The organism is Psychrobacter sp. ANT206 (assembly GCF_056880555.1).
The window spans coordinates 747,821-768,222 of sequence record NZ_CP096271.1 but is presented as its reverse complement, the minus strand read 5'-3'; the positions used below and the strand labels follow the sequence as shown (position 1 = coordinate 768,222).

The 20,402-nt window shown below is 36.2% G+C and carries 19 protein-coding genes; 1 reads left to right on the top strand and 18 read right to left on the bottom strand.

What is annotated here, in order from left to right:
• Positions 1 to 67 precede the first annotated feature (67 nt).
• The 17 genes from M0221_RS03335 to M0221_RS03255 all read right to left on the bottom strand — a co-directional run bounded on the left by M0221_RS03335 (position 68) and on the right by M0221_RS03255 (position 18,327).
• On the bottom strand, positions 68 to 730 hold the full coding sequence (locus tag M0221_RS03335; protein WP_263240515.1) for an acetyltransferase: 663 nt from the start codon (positions 728 to 730) through the stop codon (positions 68 to 70).
• Positions 723 to 1,346: a sugar transferase gene (locus M0221_RS03330; protein ID WP_263240517.1), complete on the bottom strand. Its 624-nt coding sequence runs from the start codon at positions 1,344 to 1,346 to the stop codon at positions 723 to 725. The genes M0221_RS03335 and M0221_RS03330 overlap by 8 nt, the downstream gene beginning before the upstream one ends.
• The gene (locus M0221_RS03325) at positions 1,347 to 2,489 is read right to left on the bottom strand and encodes a glycosyltransferase family 4 protein (RefSeq protein WP_483284348.1); all 1,143 of its coding nucleotides are present in this window, start codon (positions 2,487 to 2,489) and stop codon (positions 1,347 to 1,349) included. It abuts the gene before it with no gap.
• Entirely contained in the window at positions 2,479 to 3,546 is a 1,068-nt protein-coding gene (locus tag M0221_RS03320; RefSeq protein WP_483284347.1) for a glycosyltransferase, read from the bottom strand. Before M0221_RS03320 ends, M0221_RS03325 begins: the two co-directional genes overlap by 11 nt.
• 17 nt (positions 3,547 to 3,563) lie before the next feature.
• Positions 3,564 to 4,544, bottom strand: coding sequence for an EpsG family protein (locus tag M0221_RS03315; protein ID WP_483284346.1), 981 nt, complete (start codon positions 4,542 to 4,544; stop codon positions 3,564 to 3,566).
• 55 nt (positions 4,545 to 4,599) lie between these two features.
• On the bottom strand, positions 4,600 to 5,577 hold the full coding sequence (locus M0221_RS03310) for a glycosyltransferase family 2 protein (RefSeq protein WP_483284345.1): 978 nt from the start codon (positions 5,575 to 5,577) through the stop codon (positions 4,600 to 4,602).
• Complete coding sequence (locus M0221_RS03305) at positions 5,574 to 6,446, bottom strand: glycosyltransferase family 2 protein (protein ID WP_483284344.1); 873 nt, start codon at positions 6,444 to 6,446, stop codon at positions 5,574 to 5,576. The genes M0221_RS03310 and M0221_RS03305 overlap by 4 nt, the downstream gene beginning before the upstream one ends.
• Positions 6,436 to 7,704, bottom strand: coding sequence for an O-antigen translocase (locus tag M0221_RS03300; protein WP_483284343.1), 1,269 nt, complete (start codon positions 7,702 to 7,704; stop codon positions 6,436 to 6,438). The genes M0221_RS03305 and M0221_RS03300 overlap by 11 nt, the downstream gene beginning before the upstream one ends.
• Entirely contained in the window at positions 7,705 to 8,814 is a 1,110-nt protein-coding gene (locus M0221_RS03295; RefSeq protein WP_483284342.1) for a DegT/DnrJ/EryC1/StrS family aminotransferase, read from the bottom strand. It lies immediately after the preceding gene.
• Positions 8,811 to 9,983, bottom strand: a complete 1,173-nt coding sequence (locus M0221_RS03290) for a formyltransferase family protein (protein ID WP_483284341.1) — start codon at positions 9,981 to 9,983, stop codon at positions 8,811 to 8,813. The genes M0221_RS03295 and M0221_RS03290 overlap by 4 nt, the downstream gene beginning before the upstream one ends.
• On the bottom strand, positions 9,980 to 10,378 hold the full coding sequence (locus M0221_RS03285; RefSeq protein WP_483284340.1) for a sugar 3,4-ketoisomerase: 399 nt from the start codon (positions 10,376 to 10,378) through the stop codon (positions 9,980 to 9,982). Before M0221_RS03285 ends, M0221_RS03290 begins: the two co-directional genes overlap by 4 nt.
• Before the next feature lie 2 nt (positions 10,379 to 10,380).
• Positions 10,381 to 11,253, bottom strand: a complete 873-nt coding sequence (gene rfbA, locus M0221_RS03280) for a glucose-1-phosphate thymidylyltransferase RfbA (protein ID WP_483284339.1) — start codon at positions 11,251 to 11,253, stop codon at positions 10,381 to 10,383.
• Positions 11,253 to 12,311 (bottom strand): dTDP-glucose 4,6-dehydratase, encoded by a 1,059-nt coding sequence (gene rfbB, locus M0221_RS03275; protein ID WP_483284338.1) that lies wholly within the window; start codon positions 12,309 to 12,311, stop codon positions 11,253 to 11,255. Before rfbB ends, rfbA begins: the two co-directional genes overlap by 1 nt.
• Positions 12,312 to 12,422: 111 nt before the next feature.
• Complete coding sequence (locus tag M0221_RS03270; protein WP_483284337.1) at positions 12,423 to 14,378, bottom strand: polysaccharide biosynthesis protein; 1,956 nt, start codon at positions 14,376 to 14,378, stop codon at positions 12,423 to 12,425.
• A 61-nt stretch (positions 14,379 to 14,439) separates the two neighbouring features.
• Positions 14,440 to 16,701: a polysaccharide biosynthesis tyrosine autokinase gene (locus M0221_RS03265; protein WP_263240549.1), complete on the bottom strand. Its 2,262-nt coding sequence runs from the start codon at positions 16,699 to 16,701 to the stop codon at positions 14,440 to 14,442.
• A gap of 74 nt (positions 16,702 to 16,775) precedes the next feature.
• Complete coding sequence (locus M0221_RS03260) at positions 16,776 to 17,207, bottom strand: low molecular weight protein-tyrosine-phosphatase (protein ID WP_149409809.1); 432 nt, start codon at positions 17,205 to 17,207, stop codon at positions 16,776 to 16,778.
• Positions 17,208 to 17,226: 19 nt separating this feature from the next.
• The gene (locus M0221_RS03255; RefSeq protein ID WP_483284336.1) at positions 17,227 to 18,327 is read right to left on the bottom strand and encodes a polysaccharide biosynthesis/export family protein; all 1,101 of its coding nucleotides are present in this window, start codon (positions 18,325 to 18,327) and stop codon (positions 17,227 to 17,229) included.
• A 428-nt stretch (positions 18,328 to 18,755) separates the two neighbouring features.
• Here M0221_RS03255 and rluB point away from each other — a divergent pair, with 428 nt between their 5' ends.
• Positions 18,756 to 19,688 carry a 23S rRNA pseudouridine(2605) synthase RluB gene (gene rluB / locus M0221_RS03250; RefSeq protein WP_483284335.1) on the top strand — a complete coding sequence of 311 codons (933 nt, stop codon included), beginning with the start codon at positions 18,756 to 18,758 and terminating at the stop codon, positions 19,686 to 19,688.
• A 105-nt stretch (positions 19,689 to 19,793) separates the two neighbouring features.
• Here rluB and M0221_RS03245 read toward each other — a convergent pair whose 3' ends face one another.
• The gene (locus M0221_RS03245) at positions 19,794 to 20,351 is read right to left on the bottom strand and encodes a hypothetical protein (protein ID WP_483284334.1); all 558 of its coding nucleotides are present in this window, start codon (positions 20,349 to 20,351) and stop codon (positions 19,794 to 19,796) included.
• Positions 20,352 to 20,402: the final 51 nt, after the last annotated feature.

Sequence of the window (20,402 nt, the reverse complement as noted above, 5' to 3'; positions counted from 1 at the left end):
ATGATTCATTATTAAAAATTAATAACTTATAACGCAATATTTGATTCTAATTTTTTATTTATACTCTTTATTTATTGAGGGGTCTTGCAGGATTACCAATCACGACTGCCCCAGCTGGGACATCTTTGGTAACAACCGCACCCATCCCAACAATGGCACCTTTACCAATAATTAATGGCTTATCAGGTGTACCTTGCTTGATAACTGCCCCTGTGCCGATATAGGCATGGTCATGAATATGAATATTGCCATTGCAACTGACACGTGGGGCAAAGGTGACATAGTCGCCAATCACGCAATCGTGTTCCACATAGCTATATAGATTGGCATGGAAGCACTTCCCGATTGTGACATTAGCACCAATAGTGACGAATGGACTGAGCGCAGCACCGGCAGCGATACTGACTTCATCCATAATTAAGGTGGTCGCTACTCCCTGCACTGTCCACAGTGAAATACCCTCTTTAACCAATTTATCTGCAATTTTTTGACGAATACTGCTATTAGCAATGGCAATCAGGACAAATTTATCATCACTATCTATACTCTTAAATTTTGCATAATTCATCGCAGTATAGCCGTTGACAGTAGTATCATCATCCAAGGCATCATCAATAAATACGATTTGGCTATTCACTTCACCATCTAATCTCCGCAACTGATCGACGGCTACCGGCATTAGGCTACGACCACAGCCTGAGGCACCATAGACGGCAAATACTTTACTCATAGGTACCTTCTAAAGCGGACTGGTTTTGATTACCCATAAACTTACTCATCGTTACTTCACCGTCAGCGCTAATACCGTCTTTAATAACCACTTTTTTTACCGTCTTAAGCAATATCTTAATATCTAACCATAATGATTGGTTATCTACATACCAAGTATCTAGCGCAAATTTCTTATCCCAACCGATGGCATTACGACCATTCACTTGCGCATAACCCGTAATACCAGGGCGTACATCATGACGACGCGCTTGTTCTTTACTATATAGTGGCAGGTATTCCATCAACAATGGGCGTGGTCCGACTAAGCTCATATCACCTTTGACAACATTCCACAGCTCAGGCAGCTCATCCAAACTACTATTGCGTAGTGCTTTACCAAAATCAGTCAAGCGCTCACTATCAGGCAAAGGATTGCCATCACTATCTATACCATCTTTCATCGTACGAAATTTAATCATCTCGAACGGCTTATCGTCCAAACCCGGACGTGTTTGACGAAATAGCACTGGCGAGCCTAAGTTCTTTTTGACTTTATAAGCAGTAATGGCATATACCGGAGATAAGGCTACTAAAGCAGTAGTAGCCACAGTGATATCAAAAAGGCGTTTTATCATTTATAAACCCAACATATCTATTAATCGTTTATTTACTTTATCGACATCGAATTTTTCCTGCGCTATTTTATAACTTTCATATCCCATTTTCTTAATCTGTTCAGGGTGCTCTATAAAATAAATCATCTTTTCTGCTAGCGCTTGCGGATTCCATTTCTCTACTAAGAAGCCATTAACGCCATCAATCACTGTTTCGCGACAACCCGGTACATCGGTAGTGATTACAGCACGTCCAATAGCCATCGCTTCTTGAGTACTGCGCGGTACGCCTTCCCGGTATGAAGGAAGTACAAACACATGGCTGTCTGCAATCCATTTTTGAACGTTATCGACCTGACCAGGGTAATTGATAATATTTAAAGATATTAGTCTATCGAGTTCTAACTGTTGTAGAGCACCAGGATTGGCAGAGTCGATGGCTCCTAATACCGTAAACTGTACTTCTGGATAAATTTGCTTAACGATTTTTGCTGCTGCTATAAAATCATGTATTCCTTTCTCTTTCAACATTCGCCCAATAAATAAAAAGTTAATAGATGATTCAATATTTTCTATAGGGTGATGGCTGTACTTATCTAAATCCAAACCTATTCCACCCAATATGTCTACTTGCTTCACTTTTATATGATAAGCCTCTAATAAATCCTTTGGATCATCTGGATTTAGAAATACGATGTTATCAAGTTTTGGTAAAGCTATTTTATAAAGAAGAACTTGAATGCTTTTGATTAACTGTGCTTTTTTACTCAGTCCTTCTGGTTGTTCTGTAAATGCATAACCTAGACCTTCTAGCATACCAATCACTCGTGGCACTTTAGCAAGTGTTGCTGCTAATGTTCCAAAAATAACTGGTTTAGAAAAGTAGGAAAAAACTAAATCTGGAGCTATTTCTTTAATTTTCTTAGACAAGGCATAAGTTGCTTTAGCATCAGCTAAGGGGTTCATTCCTCCACGATTTAATTCGTAAGTAATAGGAATCGCACCTAGTGCTGCTATATCATTTAGCTCATCTTGGATATATTCAGATACAAAAACATAAACTACATATTCTTGCTTCAATAAATCTTTGATTAAGTTAGCTCGGAAACTCAAAACACTGCTAGCCACTGTTCCTATTAGAATGACTTTTTTATTATGCTTCATATAAAGCCATCCATTTCTTCACAGAGCTTTCTAAAGAAAATAGTTGCTCGACTCTCTCTCTTGCTTTTTTATTGTTCTGCAACCTCTTTTCAACGTCTAAATTTATAGCATTTTCTAACGCCTTAGCTAATTCTTGACTGTCTTGTGTGGGAACTAACTTACCAGTATCACCTAATATCTCAGCACTTCCTCCACAATCTGTTGCAACTACATAACATTCACAAGCCATTGCTTCAATAACGACTGTAGGTAGACCTTCATGTTTAGATGCTAGGACAAAAATATCAGCTGCATTTAATAATTCTGTAATATCAGAACGCCTACCCAATAATATTATATCTTTGTCTAAGGCTAATTCTTTGATCAAAGATTCAATATTAGGTCTAAGCTCACCATCACCTGCTATAGTTAGTTTAATATTGCTCTTATGCCGATTTTTCAATATCGCAAAAGCATTAATCAAATTAGGATAATCCTTCTGATCATTGAATCGACCTATAGTAATAAGATTTAATACATCCTTATCCAAACTAATACTATCGTGAGTTTTTTCAAACTTCCTAAGATCGATACCGTTATATACAGTTATTACATCATTTTTAGAGAAAGCACCTTTAATGATAAGCGCTTCAGTCGCTTCTTGACTGACATTAGTATTAACATCTGATAAATAGTTTGTTAATCGGTAAGCAATCATACGCGCTTTACCGCCCTCATTGGAATTATGAGCAGTACAAATTAATTTTGGCACTGAACATCCAACACGATTTAGACGAGCAAATATATTAGCATGAACCATATGTGCATGAATTACATCAGGTCGAAAGCTCTTAATCAGCCGTTGGTACTCTCTTGATGCTGATATGAAGTCTTTTACTGAATTCAAGTGTAATGCAACAGTTTCTACATTTAGAGAAATTGGCTTGACTAATAACTCACCTGTTAAATAAGCAATTTTTACATTATGTCCCAATTCGACCATTTGGTCAGCAAGGTCAGCCACAACCTTTTCTGCACCACCTAAACCTAAACCAGTAATTATATATAATACATTCATTAAAACCTCAAAAACTCTTAAAACAAAAAAACAACTTTAGAGAAGTATAAAAAACCTAAAGGCACAAGGAAATAAAAAAAAGATATTAAAACCAACTGATTTTTTTTAATATTATTAATTGTAGATATCAGATACATTACCGAAAAGAAAAGAAAAACACTCATAAATTTATGAAAAAAAGGATATTCCATAATAGAAGCAATTAAAGAAAATGAAAAGCCCATCGGAATAATAGCTATGTTGTAATTAAAAGCTAGTCTTTTTTTATAAAAATACATAAGAATCAGTAAAATAAAATAAAAAACCATGCTAAATGGAATCTTTCTTACACTATACTCAGCATCATCATTTAAATATTCTAAATAATAAGGATTTAAACCAAAAAAAACAATAGCTTTCTCTAAAGATACAGAACCAAAGAGCATGATAATAAAAATTAAAAAATGAAACTTATATGATTTAGTTAGCTCTTTTATATTTAAATAATAAAATAAATATAGAGCCAAAACTGCAGGGATGACTGCTATGTGAAAAAAACAAGGTAAGCTATACCAAAGAACATTACGAATAACTGGCTCTTTCTTCAAACCTATATTTATAAACACTAACAATACACATGCAAACCCTACTCTTAACTGAATTCCGAATTGAACACTAAATAGAAACAAAGAACAGACAATAGCTAATAAAACCTTTAACAAAGTATTTTTTTTAGAACTTAGTAAAAAAGATAAGTACAAAAACAATAGAGAGATAAACTGAAAAATTATCAACTTATATAAAGGTTTAATTACAATAAAACCTAATATATAAGAGAAAAAATGTATACCAATTTCTTCACGTCCAGAAAAAGGAAAAGTCATAATTTTTATATATTCAGCCCTATCAGGTGCTGTCCCCATACTTTCTAAAAAAAGGATAATATAGAAAATAATAAATGGTGATATAATTAAAAATATAGAAGCAAATTCTTTAGTTAGATTTTCAAGTCTTTTCATTATTCACCAAAAAAAATTAGTAACATCTTGCCGAAAAATATTAAACTTCAATACTTTACTCTTTAAGTAGAAATAATCTAAGAACCTTAATTGTAAATTTAAAACCTATCATCTTAACTAATATCCTAAAAAAAACCACTCTTTTCTCTAGGCTAAAAGTTAAGTATAATTTATAAGGAGCAAGAATATAGATTATTTCCTCTTCACTAAATTCATTATGCTCACACATCTGCTTAATACAACTTAAGTAATAGAATGAATAAAACTCATTAATATACTTTTCCTTACTTCCACTATATTCAATAGAAGACTCATAATGAGATCTAACTTGCCTAGCTATATCCATTAGATTTTTTTTTGAAGTTTTAAATGTAATAGAGCCTTCTCTTCCTTGTCGATAAAAATAAAAATCAATTGGATGAAAAGTTATATTATCAGCATATTTCAATAAATCACCACACCATTTAATATCTTCACTTAACATATCTTCTGGGAACTTTAAAGAGTTTCTAAATATAATCTCTCTCTTAACTATTTTATTACAGGCAGAAGCTAGGTATACTCTCTTTTTAAAAAAAGTATCTAAATCACTCGTGGCTTCTATTTTTTTTATTTTCCTTATTTTATGAATATTATATGTAAAGTCTAGGTTTAAACTGAAAGCAACCAAGTTGAAGAATAAAACATCAATTTCACTATTCAAAAGAAGAGCATGTATTTCCGAAAGCATACCTCCTGTTTTTTCCAAATGATCATCGCCATCTAAAAAAATTAAATACTTACCTTGAGAGATATTTATCCCCTTATTTCTAGTTTCTGCCAAGCCCTCATTCACTTTATCTATTAACTTAACTCTACTGTCTTTTAATTGATACTCCTGACATATTTGCAGTGATTTATCAGTCGAGCCATCATTAACTAATATTATTTCAAAGTTTTTAAAACTTTGTTTTAAAACACTTTCAATACATTCTCTTAAATAAGAATCAATATTATAAATAGGTATAATGATACTGAAGAAGGGGTGACTCATTTTATAGTCCTCACTTTACTGAGTTTCATAAAAGAAGCCTGTATAAACCTTAAAGGATTTCTACAAGATAAATTTAAGAGATTTTTAATAGTTTTATGATTGGAGAATAATTCAAAATCATTAACCCAACGTAAATTCCTTATTGCTTTTTCATATAAATTATGTTCTTTAAACATTTCTAAAATTTCAAGTCTACCTTCTCGCATCTTTTTTAAGTTTTTAGATATGTTATTATCATGCTGCCTATACAGAGCGAAAATTTCATTCATACTAAAAATCTCTCCTTCCCTGCTAAGAAGTAACCACATATACCAATCTTCAATAAATAGGTTTGCATTATAACCGCCTACGTCTTTAATAACTTTTTTTCTAATCATCTGAGTAGGCGCAAGTAAGTTATGTCTATGCATTATGATATCTTCAAAACTGTACGATCTTGCTTTACTTACTAGTTTTTCTAATTTTTGATCATTTTCATCTATTAATTGTACTGCACCAAAAACAGCTACAAATCTATTGTGCGTTTCTAAATATCTTACTTGTCTTCTTGTTTTATAATTAAGCATTTGATCATCTGAAGCAAGCGCTGAAAAATACTCGCCCTCACACCATTCCAATGCTTCATTCAGAGTCGCACTAAGCCCAATATTAGCTCTACTTCTAAATTCAAATCTTGTAAATCTTTGTTTGCAACACTCAACCATCTCTTGAATTTTTATAACCGAATTATCTTTTGAACCATCATCTATAATTATCAATTCTATATTTTCATAATCTTGATCAATCACGCTTTGGATTGTATCCTGTACAAACTGCTCATGGTTATAGCTAGGAATGACTACAGAGACTAAAGGCTGACTACACTGCATAACTACTCTCCTTACTTCTAAGTGTTTTAAACACAAACAACCCCATTAATAACCAGTAAATAGCATAGTTTACTAAATATGCAATAGATACACCTTCAAAACCAAATATCTGAGTAAATAAGTAAGTGAAAATAACTAGTAAAATCGAACAAATGATTTCTGTTATTATAAATAATTTAGTCATCGCTTTACTTAGCATTAGATAGGCTAGTATCCAACTGCCAATCTTAAGAGAATCTCCAATCATCTGCCATAAGAATAAGTCGCGCATAGGTAAAAAGGCGTCGGTAAATAATAACCCAATTATCCAATCTCTTAAAAGGTAAACAAGCATCGCACCTAATAACGCAACTGGAAAAATAACCTTATATCCTAGATACACTTCTTTTTTAATATCACTTATGGCTGATAATTCTGACAACCTTGGTAAATAATATACGCTCAAAGTAGTAGTTATCAACATTAGATAAGCCCCACTAAGACGAATCATAGCCTCCCAATAACCGGCATACTCTATACCAAACTCACCTATCATATAGGTACGAATAGCAATTTGCGATAGAGGCACACAGAGTGCACTGGTCAATGCCATTAGTGCAAAACCTGCAAACTTTCTCGTAATTTCTGGATCTATCTTGCCAAACAGATATTTAAATTTAAACCAGTCAGCTTTATAACATAAAACCAAAGTCACTAGGAATGCTGTCGATTGATATATCGATAACGCTACTAGTGCTCCATATAAGCCAAACTTAAATGCTAAAACCCCTGTTATTGCTAAAGAAAATACACTCCCCGCAATATTAGCTATAACAAGTTTAAGTATCTCTTTTTTACCATTCAGTATCGCTAAAAATAGCGCATTAAAATTAAAGAATAGTAAAAAAACTGCAAACCATACGAATACAGATTGAAATTTATCCGTTTGAAAGATATAAACAGACAGTTGCCGTTGTGATATTAGTATTAGAAAAGCAATGACTATGCTAAATAGCAGTACGATACTTCCTGCTGTTCGCCAAATAGCTCTTTGTCGGTTCTCATCTTCATAATATTGTGCCGTATATTTGATTACCGCTGTATTTATCGCCCCACCGGCAAAGCTGGTCACTATCTGAATAAAGTTTTGAAATTGACCTATAACGGCATAACCAGAAGGGCCGACGTATACCGCAAGTACTTTATTTAAGATAAACATTGTAGCGGTCTTAATTAAGACCGCTATACCGTTAAGTGCGCTAGTTTTGAGTAAATTCATTTATAACTGGAACTCATTACATATCTGAACGACTGTGTTGACGTCTTCCATAGTCATGGTAGGTCCAATAGGCAAACTCAACACCTCTGCATGAATGTTTTCAGAAATAGGATAACTTAGCTCATTCCATTCTTTATATGCAGGCTGTTGATGCGGTGGCACTGGATAATGAATGAGTGTCTGAACGCCATTATCAGCCAAGTATTTTTGCAACTCATCTCTACGTTCACAGCGGATCACGAAGACATGCCAAACATGAGAGTCGCCTTCGTGAGTAGGTAAGGTAATAGATGGATTATTAATACCTTGCAGATAACTATTCGCCACTTTACGACGGTGCATAATTTCAGTATCAAGATGGTTCAGCTTTACATTAAGCATCGCCGCTTGGATCTCATCTAACCGACTGTTGACACCCTGAAATAGGTTTTTATATTTTTCGTGTGAGCCATAATTGCGTAAGGCACGTAAGGTATCAGCAAGCTCTTCATCACTGGTAGTAATTGCTCCAGCATCACCCAATGCGCCAAGGTTTTTACCAGGGTAAAAACTAAAACCTGAAACGTCACCCCAACTTCCTGCTCTTTTACCATCTATAGAGGCACCATGGGCTTGCGCAGAGTCTTCTAACACTAATAAACCATGACGCTTAGCAATATCCGTAATAGCTGGCATATCGGCTAGTTGCCCATATAAATGCACTGGAAGTATCGCTTTTGTTTTACTGGTAATAGCCGATTCGATTTTTTTAGAATCGATATTGAAGCTGTCTACACACGGCTCTACTAGAACAGGGGTTAAATTATTAGCGCTAATCGCCAATATACTTGCTATATAAGTATTAGACGGTACGATAACTTCATCACCATCTTTGAGCTTACCTAATTCTTTCCATGCTCGCAGTGTCAAGATAAGAGCATCCAAGCCGTTAGCTACACCAATTGCATATTTCGTTCCGCAGTAATTAGCAAATTGCTGCTCGAATTGTTCAAGCTCACTACCACCGATATACCAGCCTGAGTCAATAACACGAGTACACGCTGCAATTAATTCTGTTCGGTATTGCTGATTTACACTTCTCAAATCTAAAAATGGAATGCTCAAGTTCATACTCCCAAAAGCTTTGCTTGATCATTATTAATATACTCATACAGACTCTTACCGGACCAATCTTTCAACGATATATCAGCCCCTTGTTCAATCAAATACTTGAAAAAATCACTATCATTATTTTCTAAAGCATAGTCTTTAGCATACATAAGGACTGTAGTTCCACGATAATTTCTATCATTTATATTTGCGCCGTTTTGAAGTAAAAAATTAACTAATTCACGCCTGCCATGATAGGCGGCAACTATTATGGGTGACCACCCTTTGCCATTACGATCATTAACGCCTAAAGTTGTTATCAGATTTTTAGAAAAAATATCAATACTCATAGTCGGAATTGCTTCTAAAAAAAGATCTAATTTATCACAATATAGTTCTATATCGTAATCTATGGTTGATACTATAAAAAAATCCTCATTTTCAAAAATGATAGTACCTGGTTTTAAGCTCGACTTTTCAAGCTTAATTTTTATATCAGATATATTTTTCCCAGCCATACTTAAAAGCTGATAAGGACGAAAACTAAATGCATATATTTGCCTTTGAATTTGCCAAGCTGTTTTATCAAAATCAATTGACAAATCCGAGTAATCTATAGTTTTTTTAGAAAAATACGTAGAATTTATAGCCAACTGTTTCTTTGGCTGTATTTTATTATTTATAATTTTGACAAACCACTCTGAAAGTAAATCCTTAGAGTTATCTATGTATTTTCTGTAGCAATCTTGACTTCGATCATTTGCAGATAATTTGAATATTTTCTGAGCTATAATATCACCAGTGTCTATACCTCTATCTATTTTATGCAAAGTGACACCTGACTGACTGTCTGCATATAATATTGGCCAAACTGAAGTATACATACCTTTATACTTAGGAAGCTCCGAAAAATGTATATTATATATTTTGTCTGTTTTTAACTTTTCTGGCTTAACAATTTGATCAAATTCTAATGAAAAAAAGAAATCAATTTCAGTTTCATAAACTTCATTTAAATTTTTTACTACTATATCTTTATCTTTGGCGATTTTAAGTAATGAGCGTTGCCAGCCATCATCGCCTCTATCGTTTTTATTAACAATAACAATAATTTCACTAAGATCAAAATGTTCAAGCGCCAATAAAAGACCATGAACAGCGATATCGTTTTTACCCGCTATTACAATCATATGGCTACCTTTAAAAATTCTTTGTAATTACGAATATAATCAGCTTCATCATAATGCTCACTGGCCAATACTAAGAGCACACAATCATCACTAAAATCATGCATTTCTCGCCATATCAAATCACCAATCAATAACCCTTTATTTGGTGTATCGAGCCAAACCTCCTCCCGATACTGTCCATCATCTAGGATCATACGACAGCTGCCTTTGACACAGACCGCAATCTGTTCTAGGTTGTGATGCGCATGGAAACCACGCGAGACTCCTGACTGAGTGCCAAATATATAATACAAACGCTTTATTTGAAATGGGATGGATCGGTCAGACTCAATCGCGATCAAGCCACCTCTTTCATCACCAAAACTTGGTAAATCAACTAGCTTTATTAAACTCATGACTATTCACTTGTTAAAGACATTAGATACTGACCATATGTATTCTTACTCATTGACTGACCAATCTCAGCCACTTGATGTTTGGTCAGCCAGCCGTTATTGAGGGCAATTTCTTCTAAGCAGGCAACTTTATAACCTTGACGCTTTTCAATAGTCTCTACAAACTGTGCAGCTTCTAATAAGCTCTCATGTGTACCCGTATCTAGCCAAGCAAATCCACGACCTAGTAGTTCCACACTTAGATCACCACGTTCCATATACATCTGATTGACCGTAGTAATCTCGACTTCGCCTCGTTCAGAAGGCTTTACCTTCTTCGCAATCTCTATGACATCGTTATCATAGAAATATAAACCAGTTACTGCATAATTAGATTTAGGCTTGACAGGCTTTTCTTCTATTGAAATCGCGCGCTTATCTTCATCAAATGCCACGACGCCAAAACGTTCAGGGTCTTTTACTTGATAGCCAAAGACGGTTGCACCTTTTTGACGATTGACCGCTTGACGGAGTAATGGGGTAAAGCCTTGACCATAAAAGATATTGTCACCGAGTACTAGGCAGACATTACTATCACCAATAAAGTCTTCACCGATAATAAAGGCTTGAGCCAAGCCATCTGGACTCGGTTGAACCGCATAACTGATATCGATGCCAAGCTCTTGACCATCTCCGAGTAAGCGCTTAAAACCATCTATGTCATCTGGTGTGCTGATAATAAGCACCTCACAAATACCTGCGAGCATCAATACAGATAACGGATAATAAATCATCGGTTTATCATAGATAGGTAACAGCTGCTTAGAAACACCCTTAGTAATGGGATAAAGACGCGTACCTGAGCCGCCTGCTAAAATAATACCTTTTGTATTCATTACTCACCTGCTCCTAGTCTTTCACGTTGGTATCTGCCATCTTGAACGCGACTACACCAGTCCATATTATTCAAATACCATTCGACTGTTTTTCTGATACCGCTATCAAACGTCTCGGTCGGTGTCCAATTTAACTCATTGGCAATTTTGCTTGCATCAATAGCATAGCGCAAGTCATGTCCTGGGCGGTCTTTTACAAACGTAATTAAAGACTCGTAGGGCTGACCATTTTCTTGTGGTTTTAGCTCGTCCAAGATGCGACAGATCGTTTTGACCACTTCAATATTTTGTTTTTCGTTATGCCCACCGATATTATAAGTCTCACCAATCTTCCCTTCAGTGACCACTTTGTATAGAGCACGCGCATGATCCTCTACAAATAACCAGTCCCGTATTTGATTGCCTTTACCATAAATAGGCAACGCTTTGCCGTCTAGAGCATTTAAGATAACTAACGGAATAAGTTTTTCAGGGAAATGGTAAGGACCATAATTATTAGAGCAGTTAGTAACTAAAATAGGAAAACCATAAGTACGATGCCAAGCTCGAACCAAATGATCAGAGCTAGCTTTGGACGCCGAGTAAGGTGAACTTGGCGCATAAGGGGTGGTTTCAGTAAATAAATCTGTCCTTCCCTCTAGATCGCCATACACTTCATCGGTAGAGATATGGTGGAATTTAAACTGTTGCTTGCTTATGTCATCAAGCGTTTGCCAGTATTGACGCGCGACTTCTAATAAATGATACGTACCGACAATATTAGTATTAATAAATTCAGCAGGTCCATCGATAGAGCGATCTACATGTGACTCTGCTGCTAAATGCATCACAAGATTGGGTTTAAAGCTATTGAATGCTTTTTCTAACGCCTCTTTGTCACATATATCAATCTGTTGAAATTTATATCTAACACTCTTATCAATCTCTTTGAGAGATTCTAAATTACCCGCATAGGTTAATTTATCAATGTTTAAGACTTCGTCATCAGTATTACTAATAATATGACGTATAACAGCAGAACCGATAAAGCCTGCGCCGCCTGTAACTAGTATTTTCATAAAAAAACCTATTTTTTTAAAGCTAAAAATTAAGTAAGTGCTTTGACACGTTTATCAATTTGCATTTCAAGTGTAGGTTTAGAGTCATTTCTCTAAATTGCTTTATCTTATCTATTTTGTATTTTCTTTATAGCCATCTACAAACTGCTTAAACTGTTGTTTTAGCCAAATGACATCGAATTGTTTTTGTTTTTCGTTCAATTCAAACAATACCGATTCTAGCTCATCTAATGGAAAGCTATGCTCTATTGCTTGCATGATAAGAGGATGATCAGTTGATTCAACATTATCTTCACCGATGATGAGCTCTTCATACAGCTTTTCACCTACTCTGAGTCCAGTAAAAATTACTTCTATATCACCATTTGGATGTGCTTTATCCTTAACATCAAAACCGCTTAAATGTATCATTCTATGCGCTAGGTCAACAATCTTAACTGGCTCACCCATATCTAATACAAACACTTCACCCCCCGATGCCATCGCGCCTGCTTGAATCACCAAATTTGCAGCTTCTGGAATGGTCATGAAATAACGTGTAACATCAGGATGGGTCACGGTGATAGGAAGACCTTTTTGGATTTGCTTAGTAAACACTGGTACGACAGAACCAGATGAACCTAATACATTTCCAAAGCGCACCATACTAATGCAGGTTTGGCTATCTATCTGACTTAAAGCTTGGCAGACCAACTCTGCTAAACGCTTAGAAGCACCCATCACATTGGTCGGGCGCACCGCTTTATCTGTAGAGATAAGTACAAATGTCTCAACATTCGCTTTAATAGCAGCGCGCGCACAATGATAAGTGCCTTTAGTATTGTTGATAACGCCTTCAAAAGGATTGTGCTCTACCATCGGAACGTGTTTATAAGCAGCCGCATGATAGACTGTCTGTATGCTGTATAGCTTAAATATTCTCAGCAAATTGTCTTCATTTGTTACACTACCGATGACAGCGACGATTTCAATATCTTGATAAATAGAATCATTAGCTTGTTTCGCTATTAGTTCCTGATGAATACTATACAGTGCAAATTCCGATAGCTCATAGAGTACAATACATTTTGGCTGGTTTTTAATCACTTGGCGACATAATTCACTACCGATAGATCCACCAGCACCCGTCACTAGTATGCACTTATCTTTAATATTCAATTGCAATAGCTTCGCGTCCGGCTCGACGGTTTGTCGATCTAGCACATCTAAAATATCGACTTTACGCATACTGCTGACAGTGACTTTTTCGTCAGCAATTTCTTCCAGGCTTGGCAACTCTTTTATTTTAATAGCAATACCAGACAATTTATCTATAATCTGCCTTTTGTGCCCACGACTGATAGACGGAATCGCTAAAAAAACCTGAGCGAGGTCAAGCTCTTCCACTAAACTTACCAACTCATGAGCAGGATAAATCTTTTTACCAAGTAAATAAGCACCGGTGAGCTGCGGATCATCATCAATATAGGCCACTACATTATATTTATGAGAGTTTTTCAAACCTTCTAAAAGCTCTTTACCTGCCTCTCCTGCTCCATAAATAACAACGTTATCATAGTCATCATACTTATATTGCGGCCTTTGCCCTTGCCATCTTGCTAATAATTCTCTAATTGTTAAGCGGCTATTCCATAGCCATATAAAAAATAGAAACAGATATAAGATAGGTACTGCACGAGGGATACCTGGTAGTAATTTAAAATATAAAACGGTTTGGGCGACAATGATGAGTACAAAGAAAAGTTGTAATACGCTACCCATCATCGCATCAAAGAACCCACGTGCCACGCCATTATAAAATCCAATAGCATATAGGCATAATACTGGAATTAATGCACTGACGCTTAATAGCCACAAACTTACATGATGGTCTAGATATCCATAGCGCGCAGCAACGGCCAAGAAAAGACAAACTACTGACATGATAAAATCAGCAAACATCAAAATACTACGCTTAATGCCTCGAGGTAGGCTCAACAATATACTAGCAGTACGTTCAGCGAAACTATTAGACTGTATAAAAGAGATCTTATCTTCTTTCGAGATTGTTTTCGGATCTATTGACATAACAGGCAACTATTTTGTTTAAATACTAACAAGCAAGGCAATACAAGATGATCAAAATACATCAGTTATTATTGCCATAAGCATAATTATAATGATAACTATATTTGCTCAAAATGCCTTGTTGTACATCATTTAAGATAATACCATCTACTTTTATATTGGCTTTATTCATCTGATTTACAGCGTAGACCAATTGTCCCTCTATAGAATCATCGTATCGTGTCACCATCAGTACTTTGTCAGCATGCTGCGCTAATATCATAGCGTCAGAAGCTGCCAATATCGGTGGTGAGTCGATAATAATATAATCATAATGAAGATTTAACTCAGTCATCAAGTGATCGAAGCTACCATTAGCTAATAGCGACGCCGGATTGCGAGGATGTTCGCCCCGTGGCATAAAATCAATATTATCAATACCTGTTGAATGGATAAAGCTTGCTAAATGACTAGATTCTTGAACAGCATCAATTTTTACTAGCTGAGTTTTATCTCTTGATAAATGTGTCGTATCTTGCGTTAAATAATCCGCCAGACCATTATGTTGGTCCATATTAAACACTTTATGCAACTCGCCCAAACGCATATCTGCATCTATAATTAAGGTTTTTTTATCCAATTGAGCAAATACTTCTGTCAGGTTAGAGGAGATAAAAGACTTACCTACTCCCGGACTTTCACCAGTAATTAAGATAACTTTGGCACGCTGACCAGCTCTTCCTTGGGTTGGCATCCCAAACATAAGGTTGGTACGTAAGCTTTTAATGGCTTCGTAACTTAAGCTGTTATTATCTGCATAGGCAAGTAGTCGATTGGGTGATTTTTTTCTACCCAGCCTAGTCAATATTGGTGAACGTGGAATTGTAGCAATAACAGGTACGCCTGTCTTAGCTTCAAGACGCTCAGGATCTTTGACCACGTTTCTGAGCATGTTTTTAACAAGCACTAACATCGTACCAAGCATCGTACCTAGTAAAGTAGCCAATACCCAAATCAACAGTTTTTTCGGTGCAATCGCTTTAAAAGTATTAATCGGTAGATCGATAATACGTGCATAACCAATTTGTCCAGCTCTAACGATTTTTAACTGTTCGTAATTTTTTAGTAAAGTTAAATATATTTCTCTATTAATAGCGGTATCAGCAGAGAGTTGTAAAAACTCTCTTTGTATTTCAGGCAACCCTAAAATGGTATTATCTATGTCTTGCTTTCTACTATTGAGCACTTTGAGCTGTTCATTGATTTGAATGACTAATGGATGCTCTTCTGTATAGTATGTAGTCAAATCAGCTTTCTTAAGCTTAAGCTCATTAAGCTGGACATCAATTTGCGAGTTCTCTGTTAACAACAGCTCAGCTTCTTTACTAACATCAATCGTGCCATACTTTTTACGGAATCTATTAAATACTTCTTCAGACTCTTCCAATTTTTTCTTTAATGTTGGAATCTGAGTTTCCATGAAATTAATAGTTTGAGTAGTTTCCTCAGAGCCGCGTGATTGATTTTGATCTACATAGGATACAATAATTTGTTTTAATATCGATGTAACCTGTTGTTGATTAGGGCCTGTCATCGACATCTCAATGATGCCTGTTTGCTTGCCTTTTTCAACTACAGAAAGCACATTATTAATATCATTTGTTGTATTATGTAATGACTGCTTAGTAATATTAATAGGGTAGCCATCAGCTGGGAGGCTATTTACTGTAATGTGAATCTGACCTTCTGTGCCTCTAAACTGATGCGCTTGACCAATCTGACCTTTAAAATCATCAAAACCATTGCTTAATACAAACCCTGTTGCAGATCGTGTCAAAGTAAATGTTTGATTTAGGTAGTCTGGTGAGACATTAAATTGACTGACTTGTACTTCACCATCCTGTGTTTTAAGTGAAACGCCTTCAGGTTTATTGATTTGAGTAGGCGTAACAGCATTTTTTATTCTATCAACATAGCCGATAGTAGGATCAGTAAGCTTTATACGCAGATGCAGTAAATTCACAACAGGCTCTAATATCATACGAGATCTAATGAGCTCTGCCTCTGTTTGAGCCTTACTAGCTTCTGATCCTATCAGCTCAGAGATATCCGAACCTAATGCAGAAATACCCTTTGACTGCTCATCTATCTGGATCAATGCATCTGATTGAAAAGTAGGGTTTACATACCGACTATACAAGATACCGACTATCAAACCCAAAACAGCAAAAAAGACAATGGTTTTCCAGCCACGTAAAATGGCAAAAAGTAGCGCCATTAAGTCGATTTCGTCATTGTCTTCTTTAGAGGCAGAGTTTGATACATTCTTCGAATCTGTATTCATAACGGTAGGTTCATCACTTGAGGTAATCGTTTAGTATTAGTCTTTTATAATAATTATTTATTCACAACAGCCACTTAGCTAACTTTATCGGCCCATTGCTTTATACCTTCAACAATGTCTTGATGTGCAGTCTCGAATGCACTTATCTCATGCTTATAAGGATCAGCAATGTCTTTATTTATCCAATGACCTAGTTTAAAGGTTTTACCACGGCAAAAAGGCCAGCGTTCTTCAATCCACTTAGTTTGACCGTCTGACATAGTGAAAATAAGATCCACTTTTTTTGCTAACTGCTCATCAATTTGCTTAGCAATATGACTGGTAATATCAATCTGCTGTTTTGACATAATCTCTAGGGCAGCAGGATCAGCAGGATGACCAACCAAAGCACCCACACCTGCAGAGTCAATAATTTTATTAGGAAAACGCTGCTTTAGCAGTGCTTCTGCCATTGGACTACGACAAATATTACCCACACACACAACTAGAATATGATCAAATGCCATGATAACTATTACCTATTATTTATAGACCAGAAAGAACGCTGATTGCTGAGGTAGATGGTAGTAGTGCACTAATGACACGATTCCAACGCGTTAAGCCAGTAGGATCGACGTATACGATATCATTGGCACGCATCTCAAAACGATTGGCAAGCGCAAAACTGGTAATTGTCTGCATATCAACATAATAAATATCTGTCGTTTTTGTATTAAGGTTGTCGCGGACGACATATATCTTAGCAGCATTAGCAGTATTAGAATCAAGACCCTTTGATTCACCTAATACTTGTGCCAAACTGATGCCTTGTTCTCTGATAGGTACAGGTTCTACACGTCCAAATTCTCCTAGAACATATACTTTATTACGGTCTTGACTATTAACGTGGATAGAATCGCCATCTTGAAGATAGATTTGATTGGCAGAAGCCCCTAGCTGGCGTAAGGATTGAAGTCCAATATTGTAGTTGACGCCTTTACGATTGAACACGATATTGTTTGAATCACCTGCAGGCGTTGCACCACCGGCCATAGAAATCGCAGTGTATAGCGAGACTGGTGAATCATTAATCGCAAATTCGCCAGGCTGTTTAACTTCACCATCAATAAAAAACTTATTACCACGGTAGTTAACAATTTTAACCTGCGGGTCTGAATATTTAAGATAACGCTGTAGCTGTTTCTGTAAATTAGCGGTGAACTGCGTCACACTCATATTGCTGGCTTTGATACGCCCAACAAGTGGAAACTGAACAAACCCCTGCTGATCAACAGGAAAACCTGCTGCATAAGGATTAGTAACATCTCCAGCTGGTAAAGGAGTTATATTAGGATAGCCTGTAAGTACAATACTTAAGATATCTCCTTCAGAAATACGATATTCTGCTCGACCGGAGTTTCTTATTAACTGACTTAAGTTGCTGTTTGGAAGGGCTGCTTGTTTTGGTGGTAATGTCGCTAGGTTTAGCGGTTGAATATTAAAATGAAGGCCGTTTTCAGCGATGAATGCGCCACTTGGTGGCAGCTCACCTGCTTGAAGACCTGCATTGATACTAGAGCAACCTGAAACCATACCCACTATCAACAGACACATTATACCTAGTAACTTTGATGAATTAAAAAACATAAAAAGACCTTTGTAAATCATAGATATAAGTAGCGTCTAGCATTAAAACATCAGACAGCCATATCAAAGCGTTGCATTATGTGCAAAAAAACAAAACCATAATAACATAGGTGGTTAAATTTTGAACCATAATCATGTATTTTTGATGGAAATTACGATTTATCAGAAAATGGGTTATATGGAAAAATCCTAATATTTAGCAAAAATTATCGTATAGTTATTGCTCATATAAATTATAAAAAATCTTTTCTCATTTATTTAACTAACCAATTTAAACCGACAAATGATATGAAAATTATTTACCTTATTCAGATATTAAAGTGGAAAATTATTAAACATAATATCTATAACCCTTAGAAATAGCGTATAATATGCAGTCCAAATTTATACATTGAGAAATGTAAACCCACCGATTCTAGGAAATCGCTATGAAAGATGAAAAATTACAGAAAGCACTTGCCCGTATGGGACTTGGTTCACGTCGTCAGATGGAAGAAGTCATTAAAGCAGGTCGTGTAACTGTCAATAATGGTCCGGCAACCATTGGTGATCGTGTTGAACAAGGTGATGAGATTCGCGTTGATGGTCGTCAGATCAAATATACTTCTGAAAATGAAAAGCGTCGTCGCGTTTTAGCTTATTACAAACCTGAAGGCGAAGTATGCTCGGCGAATGATCCAGAAGGTCGTCCTACCGTATTTGAACGTTTGCCAAAGCTGACTCATGATCGTTGGGTTATGGTAGGTCGCTTGGATATCAACTCAACTGGTCTATTATTATTTACCAATGATGGTGAAATGGCGCATCGTTTGATGCATCCTTCTAGCGAAGTGACCCGTGAATATGCCGTACGTGTGCTGGGTGATGTTACCCCAGATATGGCACGGGCGATGACTACAGGTGTCATGTTAGAGGATGGCTTGGCTAAATTTGAAGATATCAAAGAAGGCGGCGGTGAAGGCGTTAATAAGTGGCATCATGTGCAGCTTAAAGAAGGTCGTAACCGTGAAGTTCGCCGTTTATTTGAATCCCAAGGTCTTAAAGTCAGCCGTTTATTACGTACGAGCTATGGTAATATTGCGTTGCCAAAAGAGCTGCGTACAGGTCGCTTCTTAGAGCTTGATAGAAAAGACATTAATACGTTAACAGACCTAGTGAGCTTACGCCCGCGTTATGGTACAGGTCTTCATGGTGCTGCTAAAGAAAAGCAAGAGCGTATCAGAAATAAACCGCTGAAAGCGCGTCGTACTGATACTCGTGGCGATAATCGTAGTAGCACTAGTAGTGCCAAACCAAAAAGCAGTGCAAGTCCTGCCAGTCGCGGCACCCGTAATACACGTGACCGCAACGATAAACGCTAATATGTTTTAGATTTAGCATAATCAATAAAAAGCTGCCAATGATACATAATCATTGGCAGCTTTTTTGTACGTGGCATTAATGAGTATTCTCTAGTCACTGACATATTAGTGATGATGACTATCAATATAGCTTTTCATGATTCGTAAATCCTGTAATTGCTGCTGCTCCATTTGTTCTAATAAGCTATCTAAGCGTTGTTCTATATTATCTAATACGTCTTGCAGCAACTTGCCGGCTTCATCTCGTGATTGATTATTAACGCTTTTAGTATTTGATTTGATAATCGTCAATTGATAATAACTACTGAGTAGTTCAGGTAAACGTGTATGCAGCATCTTATGCAATACGAACTGTGCTTCGGTGATTTCAGGCGTCTTTTCTTGTGATTTTAGCTCTATCTGATAGTCATAATAACTGGCTACCTTTTCATCAATATGTTGTAGCTGGCGTAGCTGATTATCTGCTAAAGCTTTAAGATGCTTTTTATTAAAATTTAATTGTTGCCAGCTTATATTAGATAACGATAATGGTACATTAGTATTTTGATAAATGAGTACACCTGGCGTAATGCCGACCGCTTTATGAAAAGCATGCCAGCCTTTTCTACTTAGATAGAAGATGCTCATTGTCGTTATGACACCAACGCCTATTAATACACTCATAGCATTTTACTCTTAATCGTTTAACCGTCATTGATTCTCTTAACTATTTAC